This window comes from Parasphingorhabdus sp. W113 (assembly GCF_055693205.1).
On the sequence record NZ_CM146328.1, the window covers coordinates 3,362,021 to 3,380,986 of the forward strand.

Here is an 18,966-nt window from a genome sequence, read left to right on the forward strand (position 1 = left end):
AAATCTTGCACATGTCATAAAGCAACTTGGCAAAATTGTAAATCGCAGGCGCATCTTATCACTAGATTTCGGTTATTTACCGGGATAAGCCGTTGCGATGACCGATCAAGCCACGGCCTCCAGCCACCAAAACGTCCCATTGACCACCCTTCTCAGCCAGTGCGGCACCGGCGGGGCGGCGAATCCGGTCAGCCTGCCTGAAGGCTGGACGCAAGGCCGGACCGCCTTTGGCGGCCTGTCGACCGCGCTGGCCTATCAGGCCGCCTCTCATATCGAACCCGATCTGCCCGGCCTGCGATCCGCCCAGATTGCCTTTACCGGCCCGTTGTTCGGCAGCCTGACCGCCGAAACCAAAATGCTGCGCCGCGGCCGCAGCACCGCCTTTGTGCAATCCGAGCTGTTTGGCGACAAGGGACTCGGGCTGCATTGCAATTTCATTTTCGCCGCGCAGCGGGAGACCGCGATCCAAACCGCCGATATGGCGAAACCCGATTTCCCGCCGCTGCCCGCAGACGCGGATCTCCACAGCGGACCACCACAATTTTTTACCTCGAAAATGGAATTTGTCGGCAAACGGATCGATACCAGCGTCAAGACTAACCGCCTCACCCGCTGGATGCGTCTGAAGGATCGGGACGGGCTCGATCCGGTTGCCGAGATTCTGTGTATGGGCGACAGCCTGCCGCCTTCGATCATGGGTCTGCTCGACAAGAATGCGATGGTCAGCTCGATGAACTGGCAGGTCAATATCATTGCCGACACTCCAGCCACTGACGCCGGCTGGTGGCTGATCGATTCGGTCACCCATCATGCCGATCACGGCGCGAGCAGCCAGTATATGAGCATCTGGAACAGCGATCAGCAGCTCATGGCGACCGGCATGCAGAGCGTCGCCTATTACGCCTAGCAACGCGGAGCTTTTGTTCGGCAGCAGACAATGATAGGATCGTGCCATCCGCGACTGGCGAGTTTGGATGGGATACCATCGGGAAGCGGGTGTTTGATCAGCCGTTCGCCTGGGCGTTTCTCATAACCGAAGGAGTCGCCCGATGCCCGCATCTCAACCGATCACCATCGTTTTTCTGGTGTTTGACGCTATCACGCAACTGGATTTTACCGGACCCGCACAATTTCTGGCGCGCCTTCCCGATGCTTCTGTCCACACCGCTGCGAAACAGATCAAACCGATCCAGACCGATAGTGGCTTTGCCATCCTGCCGACCCATGATTTTACCGGCTGTCCGCAAGCCGATTTGCTTTGTGTCCCGGGCGGCTTCGGCACCCGCGCGGTCATCGAGGACAGCGCTACATTGCAGTTCATTCGCGACCAGGCCGCCGGCGCCCGCTACGTGACATCGGTCTGCACCGGATCGCTGGCGCTTGGAGCTGCGGGCTTGCTGCAAGGCAAAAAGGCAACCAGCCACTGGGCCTATACCAGTCTGCTGGAGCGGTTTGGCGCAACCCATGTCGATCAACGGGTCGTCCAGGATGGCGCTGTCATTACCGCCGGTGGCGTCACCTCCGGCATCGATTTTGCGCTGACCGTTATCGCCGAAATTGCCGGTCAGAATTTTGCCGAAGCAGTGCAACTGGGCCTCGAATATGATCCGCATCCCCCGTTCAGCAGCGGCAGCCCGAAAGTTGCAGACCCCAAACTCGTGCAAATGTTGCGAGAGCGCACCTATAATGTTGTCCTCGACCAGATGATCCGCACCATCGATGCTAGCGAAAACACCAGCGGCCACCCCTAGCCCGATTGGGCATGACGATCATCCTGTCCATCTTCCACTTGCCCTGACCCGCCACTTGCCCTGACCCGCCACTTGCCCTGACCCGAAAGCCCTCCTTCTGACCGATCGTCTTTCCTCTCGCCCGAAAACCGCGCCGCGCCGGATCAGCGATACCAAGCTGTTCCTGTTTGCCATGGCCTGTGCGGCAGCGGTGGCCAATGGCTATTATATCCATCCGCTGATCGCCCCGGTTGGCGACGAGTTTGGCGTCCGCGGCGCCATTCTCGGGCTGGTACCCGCCTTCAACCAGATCGCTCTCGCACTGGGCATATTGCTGCTGTTGCCGCTTGGCGACCGGATCAACAACCGCAAGCTGGTCATCCTGTTTGTCACCGGCCAACTGCTCGCCCTGATCGCCATGGCCGCCGCGCGTGACTTTCGGCTTTTCGTGCTCGCCTCCTCGGTGCTCGGATTCATGACCATCACGCCCTATCTGCTGCCAGCCTATGTCACCAAGCGGGTCCAGCCGGACCGTGTTGGGCATGTCACCGGGGTCTTGACCGCCGGGATCACCGCCGGACTGCTCGGCAGCCGCGCCGGCGCCGGGCTGCTCGGGGAATATTTCGGCTGGCGCTCGGCCTATTGGGTGGGGGCCGGACTGACGCTGACGCTGGCCATAATCCTGCCGCTGATCATGGAAAAGGACGAGGTGCTCAAGGATGACGAGGATGGCCAGGAAAGCTATGCCGCGCTGATCGCCTCGCTCTGGCCGATCATCAAGACCATGCCGGACGTGCTGATTGCCGGCCTGTTGCAGGCCCTGTCCTTTGGCTTTTTTCTGGCGCTGTGGCTCGGAATCGGCCTGCACCTGACGAGTCCGGCGATGGGCTATGGCGTCGATGTGGTCGGCTATCTCGCCCTGCTCGCGGCGATCAACATTTTCGTCGGGCCCTGGTCCGGCCGGATGTGCGATCGGATCGGGGCTGAAAAGGCGCGCGGCCTGTTTGCGGTTGCCCAGCTGATCGGTGCTGCCTTGCTGTTCGCCTCCGGTGACAATATCTGGCTGCTGATGATCCCGGTCTTGTTCAGCAATTTTGGCGGGGCATCGATGGATGTGGCCAATCGCACGATTCTGTTCAATCGCAATCCGGAAATCCGCACCCGGTTGATGACCGTCTATATCGTCATCATGTTCCTCGGCGGCGGACTGTCAAGCTGGCTCGGCACCGCGGCCTATGCCTGGGGGCAATGGAATGCCATTGCCGGCATTTCGATGGTCTTCGCCAGTCTGATCATGATTCTCGCGCTGTGGGGCCAGCGGCTGCGCAAAACTTGACGGACCTATTGATTGCACCGATTGTCTAGGGACCGGATCAGGGGAGAATGGAATGAAAAGGCTGTTGATGATGTTGCTTCTGCTATTGCCAGTACCGGCAATCGCTGAGAAGCCCGTGCAGACCTCCGGCCATCAGCAGCTGGTCGAACAATATACCGCCGCGTTCAACGCCCGTGATGTCAACGCCATGGCTGCGCTGATGCATCCCGACATCCAGTGGATCACGATAAAAGGCGACCAGTCCGAAGTCACAACCAATGGCAAGGACAAGATGGTGAGCGAGATGGCCGGTTATTTCAAAAGCCCAACCAGCATCAGCAGTAGCCTGAGCGGCTGGTCGGTCAATGGCGACTATGTCAGCGTGATCGAAACCGCATCCTGGCTGAACGGCAAGGGAATCCGCCAGGCGCAAAGCGCCACCGCAGTCTATCAGATTGCGGATGGTCTGATCCGCCGGGTATGGTATTTTCCGGAGCAGAAACCCGAATAGCGTTCAGATCTGAACGAGAACCTTGCCGATATTGCCGCCGGTGAACAATTTGCCATAAGCGGTCAGCACATTTTCAATGCCGTCGGTGACATCAAAGGGCGTGTCGATCAACCCCTGATCCAGCCAGTCTTGCAGCTGCACTGTCAGCCGCTCGCCTTGATCCATGAAGTCTGGTGAGAAAAAGCCCTCGACCCGCAGCCGTTTCATCAGGATCTGGTCGAAATTCACCGGCCCCTGTCCGCGCCCGTCACCCTTATATTGCGCCAGCAAACCACAGAGCGCGACACGGCCATAGAGCGCCATATTGGGCAATACAGCATCCAGAATAGGGCCACCGACATTGTCGAAATAGGCATTGATTCCACCGTCGATTTTCGCCAGCTCTGCCGCAATATCGTCCTGTTTATAATCAATCGCGCGGGTAACGCCGAGCTCGCTTTCCAGCCAGCGGCATTTCTCCGGACCGCCAGCCAGGCCGTAAACATTCGCCCCCAAGATCCGGGCGATCTGACAGGCCAGCACGCCCGTTGCGCCGGCGGCAGCCGAGACCAGCACATTATGCCCGGCGACAACGCCCGCGGTTTCCTGCAATCCCCACAGCGCGGTCCAGCCGTTAAATCCGAGCACGCCAAAATGCTGCTTGATATCGCTGACCGCCGGATCGACGGCAACCAGCCCCGCCAGTTCCGGCTCAATCACCGCATGCTCCGCCCATTGCCCAAAGCCCCGCACCAGATCACCTTCGGCAAAACCGGCATGGCGGGACCGGGCCACATGACCGAGCACCAAGCCGACCATCTTGGTGCCCAGTTCCAGCGGCGGCTGGTAGCTGTCTTCGCGCTCGGTCATCCACATGCGGGTACCTGCATCCATCGAAAGATAAGCGGCTTTGACGAGCACCTGACCGTCCGCCAGCTCCGGCATCGGCTCGGTTTCCAGAGACAGCGCGCTCGCGACATCATCGCCATCAGGGCGCTTGTTCAACTGCCAGAAACGGTTTGTGGTCACGGCTTGTCTCCCCTTGGTTCGGCGAGCAGCTTAGAGAAGATCGTTCTGTCCGATACTATTCTTATTGGCGGGGAGGCGGAGCCACATGTCGGCGACACCCAGCCATCCGGCCCGGCCAGCATTTATGATCATCCCCGCGTCTGGTCAGCATTCAACCAGATTGACCGCGAGCCCACCCTGCGACGTTTCCTTGTACCGCTCGCTCATGTCCAGTCCGGTTTTGCGCATTGTTTCGATCACTTCGTCGAGGCTCACCCGGTGGGTCCCGTCGCCGAGAATTGCGAGCCGCGCGGCCTCGATCGCCTTGACTGCGCCAACCGCATTGCGCTCGATACAGGGCACCTGCACCAGGCCTGCCACCGGATCGCAGGTCAGCCCGAGATTATGCTCCATGCCGATTTCGGCCGCGTTTTCAACCTGACTGGGCGTCCCGCCCCAGGTGGCCGTCAAACCCGCCGCAGCCATGGAACAGGCAACACCGACTTCGCCCTGACAACCAACTTCGGCACCCGAAATGGATGCGTTTTCCTTGAACAGGGATCCGATCGCCGCGGCGGTGAGAATGAAGGTTTCGATACCGGCCTGATCCGCCTTGGGAGAAAACCGCTCGTAAAAGCGCAGCACCGACGGCACGATTCCGGCCGCGCCATTGGTCGGCGCGGTGACGACCTTGCCGCCCGCGGCATTTTCCTCGTTCACCGCCAGCGCCCAGAGATTGACCCAGTCGAGCACCGTCAGCGGATCGGACAAAGCACGTTCCTGGCGTTCCATCAACCGGGCGTGAATCAGCGGGGCGCGGCGTTTGACCTTCAGGCCACCCGGCAAGATACCACCGGAGCGAATGCCGCGATCGACGCATTGCGACATGGCATCAGCGATCATCTGGATCCGCGCACTGATCTCACTATCCGAGGAACCGGTTTGTTCATTGGCGCGCATGATATCGGCAATTGAAAGATTTTCTTCCGCCGCGATCCGCAACAGATCCGCCCCCGAGCAGAATTTATAGGGCACGTCCCACAGACCCGATTCCGGATTGTTTGCACCAATTTGGTCTTCGTCCAGGATCGCGCCGCCACCGACCGAATAATAGACTCGCGTATCGACCAGTTCATCACCCGCAAACGCGTTGAACCGCATGGCATTGCTGTGAAAGTCGAGCCGCTTCTTCTGGTCGAAGACCATGTCCGCATCTTCATCAAAGGCTATGGCATGCACCCCATTGAGCAGCATTTGCCCGGTTTCGCGGATTTGGTTGACCAACCTATCCGCATCATCGGGCTCGCTCTTGTCCGGACGCTGTCCGGACAGTCCGAGCAGAATCGCGCGATCCGTCGCGTGCCCCTTGCCGGTCAGCGCAAGCGACCCGAACAGCTTGGCCTCAACCCGGGTCACGGTCTCGAGCTTGCCTGCCGCGGCAACCCGCTCGACAAACAAAGCCGCCGCCAGCATCGGCCCCATCGTGTGCGAACTCGACGGACCGACGCCGATTTTGAACAGTTCAAATGTGCTGGCAACCATGGCTGTGCATCCTCCGGCCGCTGATTATGGCTAAGCGCCCTTCACGCCGGCGATCCATTGATCGACCATGGTTTCGAGGATGTTCAACGGCACCGATCCGCCGCCCAGAACCGTGTCATGAAAGCCGCGAATGTCAAAATCGTCGCCCAGTTCCTTTTCCGCGCGCGCGCGCAATTCCTGAATCTTGAGCATGCCGATTTTATAGCTTGTCGCTTGTCCCGGCATCACCAGATAGCGGCGCACTTCACTGCGCACAGCGGTTTCCGGTATCGGCGAGTTAGCGAGGAAATAGGCGACGGCCTGTTCTTCGGTCCAGCCTTTCGAGTGGAGACCGGTGTCGACCACAAGCCGGATCGCGCGCCAGATCTCGGTGGTGAGCCGGCCGAAATCGGAATAGGGATTTTCATAGGCCCCCATTTCCTTGGACAGAAGCTCGGAATAGAGCGCCCATCCTTCGCCAAAGGCCGGGATATAGCCGCCCTGGGCACGGAATTTCGGAATCCCGGTAAGCTCCTGTGCAATCGAGCTTTGCATATGATGGCCCGGATTGCCTTCATGATAAGCGATCACTTCGAGGCTGTGAATCGGCATGGCGCGCATATCGGACAGATGGGCATAATAAGTGCCCGGGCGGCTGCCGTCCGGTGTTCCGGACCGATAATGCTGGGCGGCGCCGTCCTGCTCGCGAAACGGCTCCACTCGCTTCACCACCAGATCCGCTTTGGGCAGGGTGCCGAAAAAGTCGGGCAGGCGAGTCTTGATAAACGCGAGATGTTTCTCGGCCGTATCAATATAATCCTGTGCGCCCTTGTCATCGTTCGAAAAATAGAACTGATCATCTTCCCGCAGGAACGTGAAGAAAGCCTGCAAATCGCCTTCGAATGACACTTTGTCCTTGATCGCTTCCATCTCGCTGCGAATGCGCGTCACTTCGGACAAACCGATAGCATGTATCTGGTCAGCCGTCAGGCTGGTGGTGGTTTGATTGGCCAGGCGGTAATTGTAAAAGGCCTCGCCATTGGGCAGCGCGGACACGCCAAAAGAGGCTTCCGGCGTGTTGGCGAGATCTGCCTTGAACCAGGTAATGATCCGCTCATAGGCGGGCTTCACGGTTTCGACGAGCGCCGTGCGGGCCTCGGCTTTCAGGGCATCGGACCGGCTCTGCGTAATCGTTCCGGCTTTGACCAGCGCCGCCAGCTTGTTCTCGGTCGCTTCCCACAAGGCCGAGGCCGCACCATCGTCAAATGGCGCGCCGGTCGTGATTTTTTCGGACTGTTCGATCACCCCTTCATAGGCAAATCGCGGCGGACGCGTGTCGGATTCGGCATTGCTCTGGGCGCGGGCAAGCAGCTGGTCCAGCGCGCGCGCACTGCCGTTCAGGCGGGCGATAAACGCCACCATGTCGGCATCGCTTGCGACGCGATGCTGATTGATCAGAAACGTGGGGAAAAAGGATTGCTGGCCGTTAAATTGATGCAACACATAGGTATTTTGCCGAAACGGTACGCCGGCTTCTGCGGTCTCCAGTCGGTAAAGCCACATATCCCACGAAATTTTCGCGTCGGATGACAATTTGTCATAATCAAAGCTGCGCTTCATTTCCGCAGTGGCATCGCGCATCCACTGCAACTGCCGATCGGCGGCGGCGATCGAGAAGTCGTCAATCTGGTCATAAGCGGTTTTGCGGCCGAGAAAAGTCTGGGTGATTGGACTGAAGGCGAGCTGTTCCTCAAATTTCTCGTCGAACCAGATATTCAGGCGCTCGCTCTCGGAGACCATGGCATCGACCACGCGGGCTTCGGAGGCTTGTGCCGCAGCACTCGGCGAAGCAACCGCCAGTCCGGCCATTGCGGTGGAGGCCAGTATCATGGGGAGGAATTTGGTCATGTCATCAGATCCTTGTGCGAAAAATGGTCTGGCAACCGCATGGCATAGTCGAACGGCTTTGGGAATATGCGTTCGCCGCCGGCCGCATCACGAGAAGGTGACGAGAATCCCGAAGATCATCGCGTCAGCGAAAATATGGGCAACAATCGGCGCCCCGAGACCCTGCGACCGCTGCGCCAGCGCGCCGAGCATCAATCCATAGACGGTCGCCAGCGATGCGCCAATCAATCCGCTCGGGAAACCACTCACCCAATGGATCACACCGAAGGAAAGCGCCTGAACGATAATCGCGAGCACGGTCGGCATCAGGGTCTTCAGCCATTGTTGCAGCACCCCGCGCCAGATAAACTCTTCCATCAAGGCATTGAGCACGGCAAATCCAAACCCGGTCGCCACCAGGCCCGCAAGAGACAGACTCGGCAGCATCGCTTGCAGACCCGACAGATCAGGCTCCAGCGTCACTGCCCAGAGATAAAGCGCACCGCCGGACAGTAAACTGATCGCGACCACCAGCAGCGCTTCGACCGATCCGAATTTCCCGAACCGCAGCGCGTCTGACCATTCGCCGCCGATGCGGGTGGACAGGCCCAGCAGCGCGACCGCAATCAGGGGAACCAGAAAAGCCAGCGGCCAGATCACCAGTCCGAAACCGGCATAGGTGAGCAGCGCGCCGACCAGGGCTGGGGCCAGCACCGGGCGGGGCGGATCGGACCGCAAGGACCACAGAGTCAGACCGAACAGACCGATTCCGAATATCCCGGCAGCGGCAGAGAGACTGGGACCAAACTGAGCCAGGCTGAACAACAGGAGGCCCAGTAGAGTCGCGCCGGTCAACGGCCATGGGCGGACAATCCGGGCGTTATTCTGGTCATGATGCTGCACTGATCGGTCCCTGCTCGCTATCCGGTCCGATCGACCTATGGCATGCTCGGTCCTCGCCGCAAAGTTTTGACCGTTTCTCTGCGGAGACCGGTCAGGATCCTGATCGCCGCCCGATCAATCCGGTCGCGAAGCCAAGCACGGCCAGGCCGCACGCGATCAGGAGCCAAGTCCGGTTGGGCGACCGGCTATTGGCACGGACTTGCAGGGTGACTTTTTCAAGCGCGACATTGGCCCCCGGCTTGACGGCGAGCGACAGACGCCAGTTTCCTGCCGGGCGGTCGTCCATAGCCAGCGGGATATAGCTGTTGAAATAATTGGGCTGGCTCGAATTGGCTTTGCTGCGGGGCCGAAAGACATGCTCGACCGGTTCCCGGGTATCTCCGAAATGCAGTGTCATCGCGACGCTGTTTGCGCTGTCCGACACTCCCGTGCCGCGCCGCACGCCGGTTGCCTTCAGGATGATGCGAACCGGCTTGTCCTCCGGACGCACGACCGCGAGTATCTCGGGTGCAGCCAGCCCCTGCTGATAGACAACGCCCTCGGCGATCGTGCTTCCTGAAACCAGGAGCGCGAGTATAAGTTCGGCAACTGCGGCAATCGCGCCAGCAGCGAAGCACAACCAACCGATCATTGAAAGCTTCACCCCAGCCCCTCCTCCTGTTTCAGCGCGCCGGCCTCCCGGCAAGAAAATGACAGGTCCGATGATAGCGGCAAAGGGTTAGGAAATTCTGATTGGGTCCGGCGCTGAAAACAAAAAAAGGGGCCGGAAGTTTCCTTCCAGCCCCTCTCGATAGGTTCGGCTTGCACCGGGTGGTCGGGTTTAGAAGCCCATGCCGCCCATGCCGCCGCCCATGCCGCCCATGTCAGGCATGGCAGGAGCGCCGCCGGCTTTGTCGTCCGGCAATTCGGACACAGCCGCTTCGGTGGTGATCAGCAGACCGGCAACCGAGCTGGCATCCTGCAACGCAGCACGCACAACCTTGGTTGGGTCGATCACGCCGGATTTGACGAGATCTTCGTACTTGTCGCTAAACGCGTTGAAGCCGTAGTTCTTGTCTTTCTGATCCAGCAATTTGCCAGCGACCACTGCGCCGTCAAAACCGGCATTTTCAGCAATCTGACGAACCGGCGCCTGCAGCGCTTTACGCACGATGTCGATGCCGCGGGTCTGGTCGTCATTATGGCCTTCGAGACCTTTCAGAGCAGCCGTTGCATAGAGCAGTGCGGTTCCGCCGCCAGGGACGATACCTTCTTCAACCGCAGCGCGGGTGGCGTGCAAGGCATCGTCAACACGATCCTTTTTCTCTTTCACTTCAACTTCGGTCGCACCGCCGACTTTGATCACGGCAACACCGCCAGCGAGTTTCGCCAGACGCTCTTGCAGCTTTTCCTTGTCATAGTCGGACGTGGTGTTTTCGATCTGTGCACGGATTGCTTCGACACGCGCCTTGATGTCTTTCGACTTGCCAGCACCGTCAACAATGGTGGTGTTGTCTTTGTCGATCGTGACATTTTTCGCTTCACCGAGCATGTTCAGCGTTACGCTTTCCAGCTTGATGCCGAGATCTTCGGAGATCATTTCACCCTTGGTGAGAATCGCGATATCTTCGAGCATCGCTTTGCGGCGATCACCGAAACCAGGCGCTTTCACTGCTGCGATTTTCAGACCGCCACGCAGCTTGTTGACCACCAGGGTCGCCAGCGCTTCGCCTTCAATATCTTCAGCAATGATCAGCAGCGGACGTCCGGCCTGCACAACCGCTTCCAGGATTGGGAGCATAGGCTGCAGGTTGGTCAGCTTTTTCTCGTGGATCAGGATGTAGGGATTTTCGAGGTCCGCAATCATCTTGTCCGGGTTGGTGATGAAGTAAGGCGACAGGTAACCGCGGTCAAACTGCATGCCTTCGACAACGTCGAGTTCAAAGTCGAGACCCTTGGCTTCTTCCACCGTGATCACGCCTTCTTTGCCGACTTTTTCCATCGCTTCAGCAATTTTCTGACCGACTTCTTCGTCACCATTGGCAGAGATAACGCCAACCTGGGAGATTTCCGAGCTGCCCTTGACGTTCTTGGAACGCTTTTGCAGGTCAGCCACAACCTTATCAACCGCCTGGTCGATGCCGCGCTTGAGATCCATCGGGTTCATGCCGGCGGATACGGACTTCATGCCCTCCTTGACAATCGCCTGCGCCAGAACGGTCGCCGTGGTGGTGCCGTCGCCAGCAACATCATTGGTTTTCGATGCCACTTCGCGGAGCATCTGGGCGCCCATATTTTCGAACTTGTCTTTCAGTTCGATTTCCTTGGCAACCGATACACCGTCCTTGGTGATGCGCGGTGCGCCGAAGGATTTGTCGAGAACCACGTTACGGCCTTTGGGACCGAGGGTTACTTTTACCGCGTCGGCCAGCGTGTTCACGCCGGTCAAAATGCGTTCGCGTGCGTCGCGACCAAATTTTACGTCTTTAGCAGCCATTTTCTACTTTCCTTTTTAACAGTCGTCATCCCAGCGAAAACCGGGATCTCGTGCCTCTCGGCCAAACACTGCCGAGGGAGATTCCAGCTTGCGCTGGAATGACGAGATTCAAACCGCGTTTACTTCTCGATGATTCCGAGAATATCGCTTTCTTTCATGATGATCAGGTCTTCGCCTTCGACGGTGACTTCCGTGCCGGACCATTTGCCGAACAGAATGCTGTCGCCTTTTTTGACGTCGAGCGCTGTGGTTTTGCCATTGTCGTCTTTCAGACCGCTGCCAACAGCAACAACCTTGCCCTCGGATGGTTTTTCCTGTGCGCTATCCGGAATGATAATGCCGCCAGCGGTTTTCGCATCGGCCTCGATGCGGCGAACCAGTACACGATCATGTAGTGGACGAAATTTCATATGTTTGCCTTTCTTGTCCAAATTGTCATTTCCGCGGCCCTGCTCCTTTAGCCCGAGCCATCGGGAAAACTATCAATGGAGGATTAGCACTCTTCGGAGTCGAGTGCTAACAGGGCTCATATGGGCGCTGGAACCGTTCCGTCAAGACATGGCCCACAATTAAATGAGAATTTTTTTGAAAATAATTTTTGCTGGTTTTTCGGGCGTTATGCGGAATCGGGCTGGCCGGAACCGTCTGCTGTGTAACCAATGGACCGGCATCTGCGAAGACAGGAGTGCGCCACCCAAAAAAGGCGCTTTGCAATTCAACCCCCTGAAGGAGTATTCCATGTCCCATAATCTGATCAAAGCCACTGCCGCTGCTGCTGCCCTTGCCGCTGCTGCAACCATCGCTGTATCGCCCACCACCGCCGTTGCTGCCGGTGCCAAGGAAAAATGTTTCGGCATCGCGCTGAAAGGCAAGAATGATTGTGCCGCCGGACCAGGCACCAGCTGTGCCGGTACCTCGACCGCCAATTATCAGGGCAATGCCTGGAAATATGTCGCCAAGGGCGCGTGCGTAAAAGCCGGTGGTTCGCTGACCGCGAAAAAAGGCAATAGCAAGCCGGTTCCGCGGAAAGGCTGAACCCCGATATTTGCCGGAACCGTTTCTTTCGGCAAGAAAATCGTTTAGGTTTTGTGGATGCAACCGCAATTCAAACCTCAAAAGCTTGAACCGTCCGCTATGAAAACGTCTGTGCCATACTCCCTCCCTCCATCCTGTGGCATAGGTCTGAAGTCAGTGCATTATAATGATGTTCTGAGTGAGGAAGACGGCGCGAGCAAACCCGGATGGGTTGAGGTTCATCCACAGAATTACTTCGGCGATGGTGGCCCGCTCCATCGTTGGCTGACCGCCATCGCCGAGGTCTATCCGCTCAGTTTTCACAGCGTCGGCCTCTCGCTAGGATCAGCCGATGGCCTGAATGAAGACGAGCTGGACCAGATTGCAGCCCTGTGTGATCGCTACCATCCGGCGATGGTGTCCGACCATCTCAGCTGGAGCGGCAATGCCCATGATCGCTATCCCGATCTGCTGCCCATTCCCTACACGCAGGAATCGCTTGATCATTTCGCGGTGCAGATCGGCCGCGTGCAGGACCGGCTGAAACGGTCAATTCTGATCGAGAACCCGTCCCGCTATCTCAGCTATCGCGATGACGAAATGACGGAAACCGACTTTATCATGGCGCTGTGCAAGCAGGCCGGCTGCGGGCTGCTGTTTGACATTAACAATGTCGAAGTCACGGCCACCAATGTCGGGCTCGACATGGACGCCTATATTGATGCGATTGATCCCGCCGTGGTCGGCGAAATGCATCTTGCGGGCCACGCGCGGGAAGAGCATGCCAGCGGCCCGTTGCTGATCGATGATCATGGCTCGACGGTCAGTGATGTGACCTGGGCGCTTTACCAGCGCTTTATCGACCGCGCCGGACCGAAACCCACGCTGATTGAATGGGACACGGATATTCCCGACTATGACGTCCTGATGGCGGAAGCTAGCAAAATCGAGACAATCCTGTTTCGCCAGACCGGCGCCGAGACCGAGCCTGCCCATGTCCTCGCTCGCTGATAGCCAGGCCCGCTTCATCGCATGCCTGCAAAAGGGGCCTGCACATTTTCCGGCAGAATTATTTTCCGAAGATGCGGATCGCGCAATGCTGGGCCTGAAAGCCCATGCCAACACGATATCCCATGCCCGGCTAGTGGCGTTGGAACATGCTTATCCGAAGCTTTATGCCCATCTCGGGCACGAACCGTTTCACGCCTTGTCGCGCGACTATATCGACCAGGACCATATTATGACCTGCGATATGAACAGTATCGCCGCCGAGTTTGCCGATTTCCTGCAGCAGCGCGACCGGCCGGCAACCGAAATCGATCTCGCCCGTATCGAATGGGCGTGGATCGAAAGCTACCACAGCACCGAAGCCGCGGCGATGACGCTGAACGATATTGCAACGCTCGACGAAGCAAGTCTGCTGGCCTTTCCGATTGCCGTGCACCCCGCGATGCGGCTGATTGCGCTGTCCGGCCCCCTGTCACCGGAACTGGCGGAACTGGGCGAAGAAGCGCCCGATGCGTTGATGGTCGCCCGTCCCGAAGCGGAAGTCCTGTTTCACCCGATCGCGCGCACGACGCATCAAATCGTGGAAAAAATTGCAAATATTTCAACTATGGGTAACCTTCTGGCGCTGACCATCGAACAGGGTAGTGAACAAGATGATGAAAGTCAGGCCATGGCGCAGATAATTACGCTGATCCAGGCCGGCATATTGATGAAGAGGTAACCTGATGACGAATTTGATTAAGAAAGCGACCGATATGGTCAGCGGTGCCGTTCCGGAAGCGATTGCGCTGCTATTTGCACGCGTTGCTCTGGCCGGCATATTCTGGCGGTCCGCCCGCACCAAGGTTGAAGACGGCAGTTTTCTGACGATGAAGGACCTGACCGTGGACCTGTTCCGCGACGAATATGGCATGCCATTTCCCGAGATTACCGGGCTTATCGCGACTTATGCCGAACATTTTTTTCCGATCCTGCTGGTTCTGGGTCTCGCGACCCGCTTTGGCGCGGCCGGACTGCTGGTTATGACGCTGGTCATCCAGTTTTTCGTCTATCCCGAAGCCTGGTGGTCGGTGCACATTGTCTGGGTTGCCCTGGCTCTGGTGCTGATCACGCGCGGCGGTGGACTCCTGTCCGTCGACAAGCTGATCGGTGGAAAACTGGGCTAAGCGAGCAGACAGGCTGGGAGAGCATAGATGATCGCCAATGAAGAAACATTGCGGCACTTGATGATCAAGGCCCAGGGCGGCGACAAGCTTTGCTATACCAGCCTGCTGACCGAATGCGAAAAATGGCTGCGTCGCTATTATGCGCGGAAGATCAACCCGGCAGAAGTCGATGATCTGGTGCAAGAGACCCTGATCTCGCTGCACCGCAAGCGGGCCAGTTATGATCCAAGCAAAGCGTTTCTGCCCTGGCTCGCCGCAATCGGCCGCTATCGCTGGATCGACGGACTGCGCAAGATTTATCGCCACGAACATGGCGAACTCAACGAAGAGCTGGTCGCTGATCCGCAGGAAGAAACGGTGAGCGCCAAGGTCAGCCTCGAACGGCTGCTCGGGATGATCCCGGAAAAACAGGCGGATGTGATTGCGATGGTCAAGATTGAAGGCCTCAGCATCGCGGAAGCCGCCGCCAAAACCGGCCAGTCGGAATCACTGGTGAAAGTTAATATCCATCGGGGGCTCAAGAAGATGAGCGCCCTTATCGAGAGTGAATGAAATGAGTGAAGTAGCAAACAGCCTGATTGATGACCTGGTCGAGGATCTCGCCCCGGTACGCACGCTGAAACCATCGGGTGGCCTAGCGGTTGCCGGATTGTTGACGTTGGGCGCCTGCGCCAGCGTCGCCTATTTCCTGGGTGTCCGCGGCGATCTGGCCATGGGCATGGCGGACGAGATGTTCTTCCTGCGTAGCGGCGTCCTGTTGATGCTTGGTGTCGCCACCGCTTTTGCCGCGGCCAATATGGCCCGCCCCGGCGTCGGCAATCTCAACCGCGGCTGGATCTGGGCGCTGGTCACCGCTGGCCTGTTCCCGCTGACGGCAGCAATCATGAGCGCGATCAACACGCCGCCCATCGAAGCCTTGCGGCCCAATGAGGGTCTGCGCTGCCTGACCGTCAGCTTGATGTCAGCGCTTGCTATTGGGGGCGGCCTGACGACATGGCTGCGGCAGGGCGCACCCACCTCTCCGGAACGCGCCGGCTGGCTGGTCGGCATTGCAGCGGGTGCCCTCGGTGCCGCCGCTTACAATATTTTCTGCCCGTTTAACGACATCTATTATATCGGATTGTGGTTTACCCTTCCGGTTCTGGTCAGTGCCATTGTTGGACGGATTGTGGTTCCCCGCCTTATCCGCTGGTAATTTCAGCCAATCATACCCATATTACAGCGGCAGGTCGGCAACGGTCTGCCGCTTTTCTGTGGAGTTGAACTAGAATGCAATTTGCCCGCGCTGCCTGGAAATTTCTCGTCGCGATCAAGGACGGACTGGTCCTGATTGCGATGCTGCTGTTTTTTGCTGTCCTCTATGCCTTGCTTTCGGTGCGGCCCAATGTCGCTGCGATCAGTGACGGTGCGCTGCACCTTGATCTGCAAGGGGTCGTCGTGGAACAACCAAGCCAGCCCGATATCAGCACATTTCTCAGCGGTCAGGACAATGGTATACGCGAATATCGCCTGCGCGATGTCGTCCGCGCCGTCGATGCGGCGGTTGACGACGACCGGGTCAAGGCGGTGGTGCTCGACCTCAGCAGCTTTATTGGCGGCGGCCAGACCAGCCTGAGCGCGATCGGCGCCTCGCTTGCCAATGTCAAAAAGGCCGGCAAACCCATCTACGCCTATGCCAGTTTCTACAGCGATGACAGCTATCAGCTCGCCGCGCATGCCGACGAGATCTGGATGGATCCAATGGGCGGCATCATTTTTGCCGGGCCCGGTGGCAGCCGCCTCTATTACAAAAACCTGATCGAGCAATTGGGCATAACCGCTCATATCTATCGCGTCGGCACCTATAAAAGCGCCGTCGAACCCTATTTGCGGGCCGACCAGTCGCCGGAAGCCAAGGAGGCATCCGAGGCGCTCTACGCCGTGCTCTGGCATAACTGGGTCGAGGAAGTCAAAAAGGCGCGACCAGCCGCAATTATCGAACCCTATGCCAAGGACCCGGCGCGCTTTGTGCAGACCGCGCGGGGCGACTATGCCACGATTGCAACCCAGCAGAAACTGGTCGACAAGATTGGCGACCGGGTGGCGTTCGGGCGCCATGTCGCAAGCAAGGTTGGGGTGGACAACACGCCCTCACCCGACAGTTTCAAGGCCATTGCCTATGATGATTTTCTCGCCGCGAATCCGCCCTCAACCAGCGGCGATGCGATCGGTGTGATCACCGTCGCTGGCGAAATTATCAGCGGCAAGACCGGCCCCGGCACGGCGGCCAGTGGCCGGATTGCCGAGCAGATTTATCAAGCGCTCGAAGCAGAAGAGATCAAGGCGCTGGTGGTCCGCGTGGATTCGCCGGGCGGGTCCGCCTTTGCCAGCGAAGAAATCCGCCTGGCGCTCGCCGATATCAAGAAAGCCGGCCTGCCGATCGTGATATCTATGGGTGATGTCGCGGCCAGCGGCGGTTACTGGATCGCGGCGGCTGGCGATCATATTGTCGCGCAACCCGATACGATTACCGGTTCGATCGGCGTCTTCGCGGTTCTGCCAAGCTTCGAAAAAGCCCTGTCCAAATGGGGCGTGACCGCCGACGGCGTCCAGACGACACCGCTATCCGGCCAGCCCGATTTTATCGGCGGGTTCAGCGATGATCTCAACACGGTTTTGCAAGCCGGGGTCGAGAATAGCTATGAAGATTTTCTCTCGCTGGTCGGCAAGGCGCGAAACAAGACCAACGCACAAGTGGACGAAGTCGGTCAGGGCCGTGTCTGGGACGGCGGCACCGCGCGACAACTGGGGCTGGTGGACAGTTTCGGCGGCATGCCAGAGGCGCTCGCCGAAGCAGCGAAGCGCGCGAATCTCGAGGAAGGTGCCTATCACGCCAAATATCTCGAAGCGACACCGACGTTCAAATGGCTGCCAGTTAGCGGCCTGCCCTTTGTGACGGCGGAGCAACCGCCGGTGACAAGCATGGTCGGTTGGGTTGCGCGGCAACAAAAGGCGATGTTCGGTCAGGCCCTTTCAACCGCCCGGGGGCTGATGACCCGCGAGGATATCCAGGCGCTCTGTCTGGAATGCACCAGCGAGATCGCAGCCCCGACGCCAACGACTCCTAACCTGTTCGATCTGCTGCGCAGCTATGCCTTGTCGTCCGCGGCGCGATAAGCCGGTAGCGACAAGCCTTTGACAATGGCCAGCGCGCGCAGGGCAAAGCCCGCCGCCGCTGCGGTGCCCGCCGCCACGATGCCGGGCATGCCGGTCTGGGCCAGCCCGACAAAGGCGAAAGCCGCCAGTGCACCTGCGGTGACATAGAGCTCGGGGCGGACGATGATCGACGGTTCGCCGGCAATCAGATCGCGAATGACGCCACCCACACAGGCGGTGATAACCCCCATGATCGCCGCCGGAACCGGATCAATGCCCAGCTGCAACGCCTTGGCTGCACCAAAGACCGAATAGGCGGCCAGTCCGATCGCATCAAACCAGTCAACCGCGCCGGCGCGCCAGATTCGCACCGGGGTTATCCAGACGATCAGCGCAATCGCGAGACACAGAATCGGCACCCGGCTGTCCTGCACCCAGAAGACCGGCGCGTCGATGAGCAGATCCCGCACCGTGCCGCCGCCGACACCGGTGACCAGCGCGAAAAAGGCAAAGGTCACCAGGGTCTGGCCATTGCGCGCCGCGACCAGCGCCCCGGAAATCGCAAATACCGCAATGCCGAACAGGTCAAGCCAGCCGAGAGCGCTATAGAGTATCGCACTGTTCATGGCGCTATTTTGCTCCGGCGGCGGCGGGTAAACAGCATTACAAATCCGAGGATCGATCCGAACAACGCCAGCGCGGCCGACCCGATCAGGATCGGATGGCTGCTATCCTCTCGGGTTTGCAGATCCATGATGTGAAGCCCCCACATAAAATCGAACGCCCGCCAGAACCGCGTGCGGACTGCCAGGGTCTCACCAGTATCCGCGTTGATATAGACATGCGTGCCGTCGGCAAACCGGACCTGCCACGAGGCAATCTCCCGCCGCAGATCGGAAGGCGATTGATCGGCCGCAAATCGCCGCGTCGATTGCACCGGTTCATTTGGCAGATACAGCTGCTCAGCCGCGCGCCGCGCGGTCTGCTTGGTGATCGGCGCCAAGGCTTTCCCCGAGCTGGCGTTATAGCGCTGGGTTTGACCCTCATCATAGGTCACGATCCATACCGGCATCTGGCCCTGCTGGATCAACCGCGCGCTGGTGACCGCATTGCCATTATCGGCAAACAGCACGATATTTTCATAGGTCATCGCCAGATCCTGTGCTTCAGCCCGCAAATGGGTGCCGCGCACTTCTTCGATCGGGCGGGCCACCATGAACAGGCCCGAGGCGGTCCACAATATCAGCGGCACGCCGATCAGCCAGCCGAGCCAGATATGCCATTTGAAGAATAATTTATGTTTGATCGCCATC

General features: G+C 58.7%; 20 protein-coding genes and 1 riboswitch. Of the genes, 11 read left to right on the forward strand and 9 right to left on the reverse strand.

All coding sequences use genetic code 11. The features are described 5' to 3' along the window. Positions 1-97 precede the first annotated feature (97 nt). From ACZ1GS_RS16290 to ACZ1GS_RS16305, 4 genes are all read left to right on the forward strand, one after another. Complete coding sequence (locus ACZ1GS_RS16290; protein ID WP_472696217.1) at positions 98-907, forward strand: thioesterase family protein; 810 nt, start codon at positions 98-100, stop codon at positions 905-907. A 40-nt stretch (positions 908-947) separates the two neighbouring features. Continuing rightward, a riboswitch (ZMP/ZTP riboswitch) is annotated at positions 948-1,029 on the forward strand. Positions 1,030-1,049: 20 nt separating this feature from the next. Further along, positions 1,050-1,751, forward strand: coding sequence for a DJ-1/PfpI family protein (locus tag ACZ1GS_RS16295; RefSeq protein ID WP_472696218.1), 702 nt, complete (start codon positions 1,050-1,052; stop codon positions 1,749-1,751). 172 nt (positions 1,752-1,923) lie between these two features. Beyond that, positions 1,924-3,066 (forward strand): MFS transporter, encoded by a 1,143-nt coding sequence (locus ACZ1GS_RS16300; RefSeq protein ID WP_472696219.1) that lies wholly within the window; start codon positions 1,924-1,926, stop codon positions 3,064-3,066. A gap of 52 nt (positions 3,067-3,118) precedes the next feature. After that, the gene (locus ACZ1GS_RS16305) at positions 3,119-3,556 is read left to right on the forward strand and encodes a nuclear transport factor 2 family protein (RefSeq protein ID WP_472696220.1); all 438 of its coding nucleotides are present in this window, start codon (positions 3,119-3,121) and stop codon (positions 3,554-3,556) included. A gap of 3 nt (positions 3,557-3,559) precedes the next feature. On the opposite strand, the gene ACZ1GS_RS16310 is transcribed toward ACZ1GS_RS16305, so the two are convergent. The 7 genes from ACZ1GS_RS16310 to groES form a co-directional block, all read right to left on the reverse strand. Next, on the reverse strand, positions 3,560-4,564 hold the full coding sequence (locus ACZ1GS_RS16310) for an NADP-dependent oxidoreductase (RefSeq protein ID WP_472696221.1): 1,005 nt from the start codon (positions 4,562-4,564) through the stop codon (positions 3,560-3,562). Between the two features lie 144 nt (positions 4,565-4,708). Beyond that, complete coding sequence (locus tag ACZ1GS_RS16315; protein WP_472696222.1) at positions 4,709-6,085, reverse strand: L-serine ammonia-lyase; 1,377 nt, start codon at positions 6,083-6,085, stop codon at positions 4,709-4,711. Positions 6,086-6,115: 30 nt separating this feature from the next. Further along, a complete protein-coding gene (locus ACZ1GS_RS16320) occupies positions 6,116-7,972 on the reverse strand; it encodes a DUF885 domain-containing protein (RefSeq protein WP_472696223.1) in 1,857 nt (618 codons plus the stop codon). 87 nt (positions 7,973-8,059) lie between these two features. Beyond that, positions 8,060-8,854, reverse strand: coding sequence for a lysostaphin resistance A-like protein (locus ACZ1GS_RS16325; RefSeq protein WP_472696224.1), 795 nt, complete (start codon positions 8,852-8,854; stop codon positions 8,060-8,062). Positions 8,855-8,945: 91 nt separating this feature from the next. Then, a complete protein-coding gene (locus tag ACZ1GS_RS16330) occupies positions 8,946-9,485 on the reverse strand; it encodes a hypothetical protein (RefSeq protein WP_472696225.1) in 540 nt (179 codons plus the stop codon). Between the two features lie 189 nt (positions 9,486-9,674). Beyond that, complete coding sequence (gene groL, locus ACZ1GS_RS16335) at positions 9,675-11,330, reverse strand: chaperonin GroEL (RefSeq protein WP_472696226.1); 1,656 nt, start codon at positions 11,328-11,330, stop codon at positions 9,675-9,677. 119 nt (positions 11,331-11,449) lie between these two features. Beyond that, entirely contained in the window at positions 11,450-11,740 is a 291-nt protein-coding gene (gene groES, locus ACZ1GS_RS16340) for a co-chaperone GroES (RefSeq protein WP_472696227.1), read from the reverse strand. Positions 11,741-12,068: 328 nt separating this feature from the next. Between groES and ACZ1GS_RS16345 the strand changes: the two genes are divergently transcribed. The 7 genes from ACZ1GS_RS16345 (at position 12,069) to sppA (ending at position 17,674) form a co-directional block, all read left to right on the forward strand. After that, on the forward strand, positions 12,069-12,365 hold the full coding sequence (locus tag ACZ1GS_RS16345) for a BufA1 family periplasmic bufferin-type metallophore (RefSeq protein ID WP_472696228.1): 297 nt from the start codon (positions 12,069-12,071) through the stop codon (positions 12,363-12,365). Positions 12,366-12,464: 99 nt separating this feature from the next. Then, positions 12,465-13,355 (forward strand): MNIO family bufferin maturase, encoded by an 891-nt coding sequence (gene bufB, locus ACZ1GS_RS16350; RefSeq protein ID WP_472696229.1) that lies wholly within the window; start codon positions 12,465-12,467, stop codon positions 13,353-13,355. Continuing rightward, positions 13,339-14,073, forward strand: a complete 735-nt coding sequence (locus ACZ1GS_RS16355; RefSeq protein ID WP_472696230.1) for an HvfC/BufC family peptide modification chaperone — start codon at positions 13,339-13,341, stop codon at positions 14,071-14,073. Before bufB ends, ACZ1GS_RS16355 begins: the two co-directional genes overlap by 17 nt. Positions 14,074-14,077: 4 nt before the next feature. After that, positions 14,078-14,518 (forward strand): DoxX family protein, encoded by a 441-nt coding sequence (locus ACZ1GS_RS16360; protein WP_472696231.1) that lies wholly within the window; start codon positions 14,078-14,080, stop codon positions 14,516-14,518. 27 nt (positions 14,519-14,545) lie between these two features. After that, complete coding sequence (locus ACZ1GS_RS16365; protein ID WP_472696232.1) at positions 14,546-15,070, forward strand: sigma-70 family RNA polymerase sigma factor; 525 nt, start codon at positions 14,546-14,548, stop codon at positions 15,068-15,070. Position 15,071: 1 nt separating this feature from the next. After that, a complete protein-coding gene (locus tag ACZ1GS_RS16370; RefSeq protein ID WP_472696233.1) occupies positions 15,072-15,713 on the forward strand; it encodes an NrsF family protein in 642 nt (213 codons plus the stop codon). A gap of 74 nt (positions 15,714-15,787) precedes the next feature. Next, on the forward strand, positions 15,788-17,674 hold the full coding sequence (gene sppA, locus ACZ1GS_RS16375) for a signal peptide peptidase SppA (protein WP_472696234.1): 1,887 nt from the start codon (positions 15,788-15,790) through the stop codon (positions 17,672-17,674). Here sppA and ACZ1GS_RS16380 read toward each other — a convergent pair. Then, positions 17,647-18,279, reverse strand: a complete 633-nt coding sequence (locus ACZ1GS_RS16380; protein WP_472696235.1) for a trimeric intracellular cation channel family protein — start codon at positions 18,277-18,279, stop codon at positions 17,647-17,649. The two genes, sppA and ACZ1GS_RS16380, sit on opposite strands and share 28 nt — an antisense overlap. Next, a complete protein-coding gene (locus ACZ1GS_RS16385; RefSeq protein ID WP_472696236.1) occupies positions 18,276-18,965 on the reverse strand; it encodes a PepSY domain-containing protein in 690 nt (229 codons plus the stop codon). Before ACZ1GS_RS16385 ends, ACZ1GS_RS16380 begins: the two co-directional genes overlap by 4 nt. Position 18,966 lies beyond the last annotated feature (1 nt).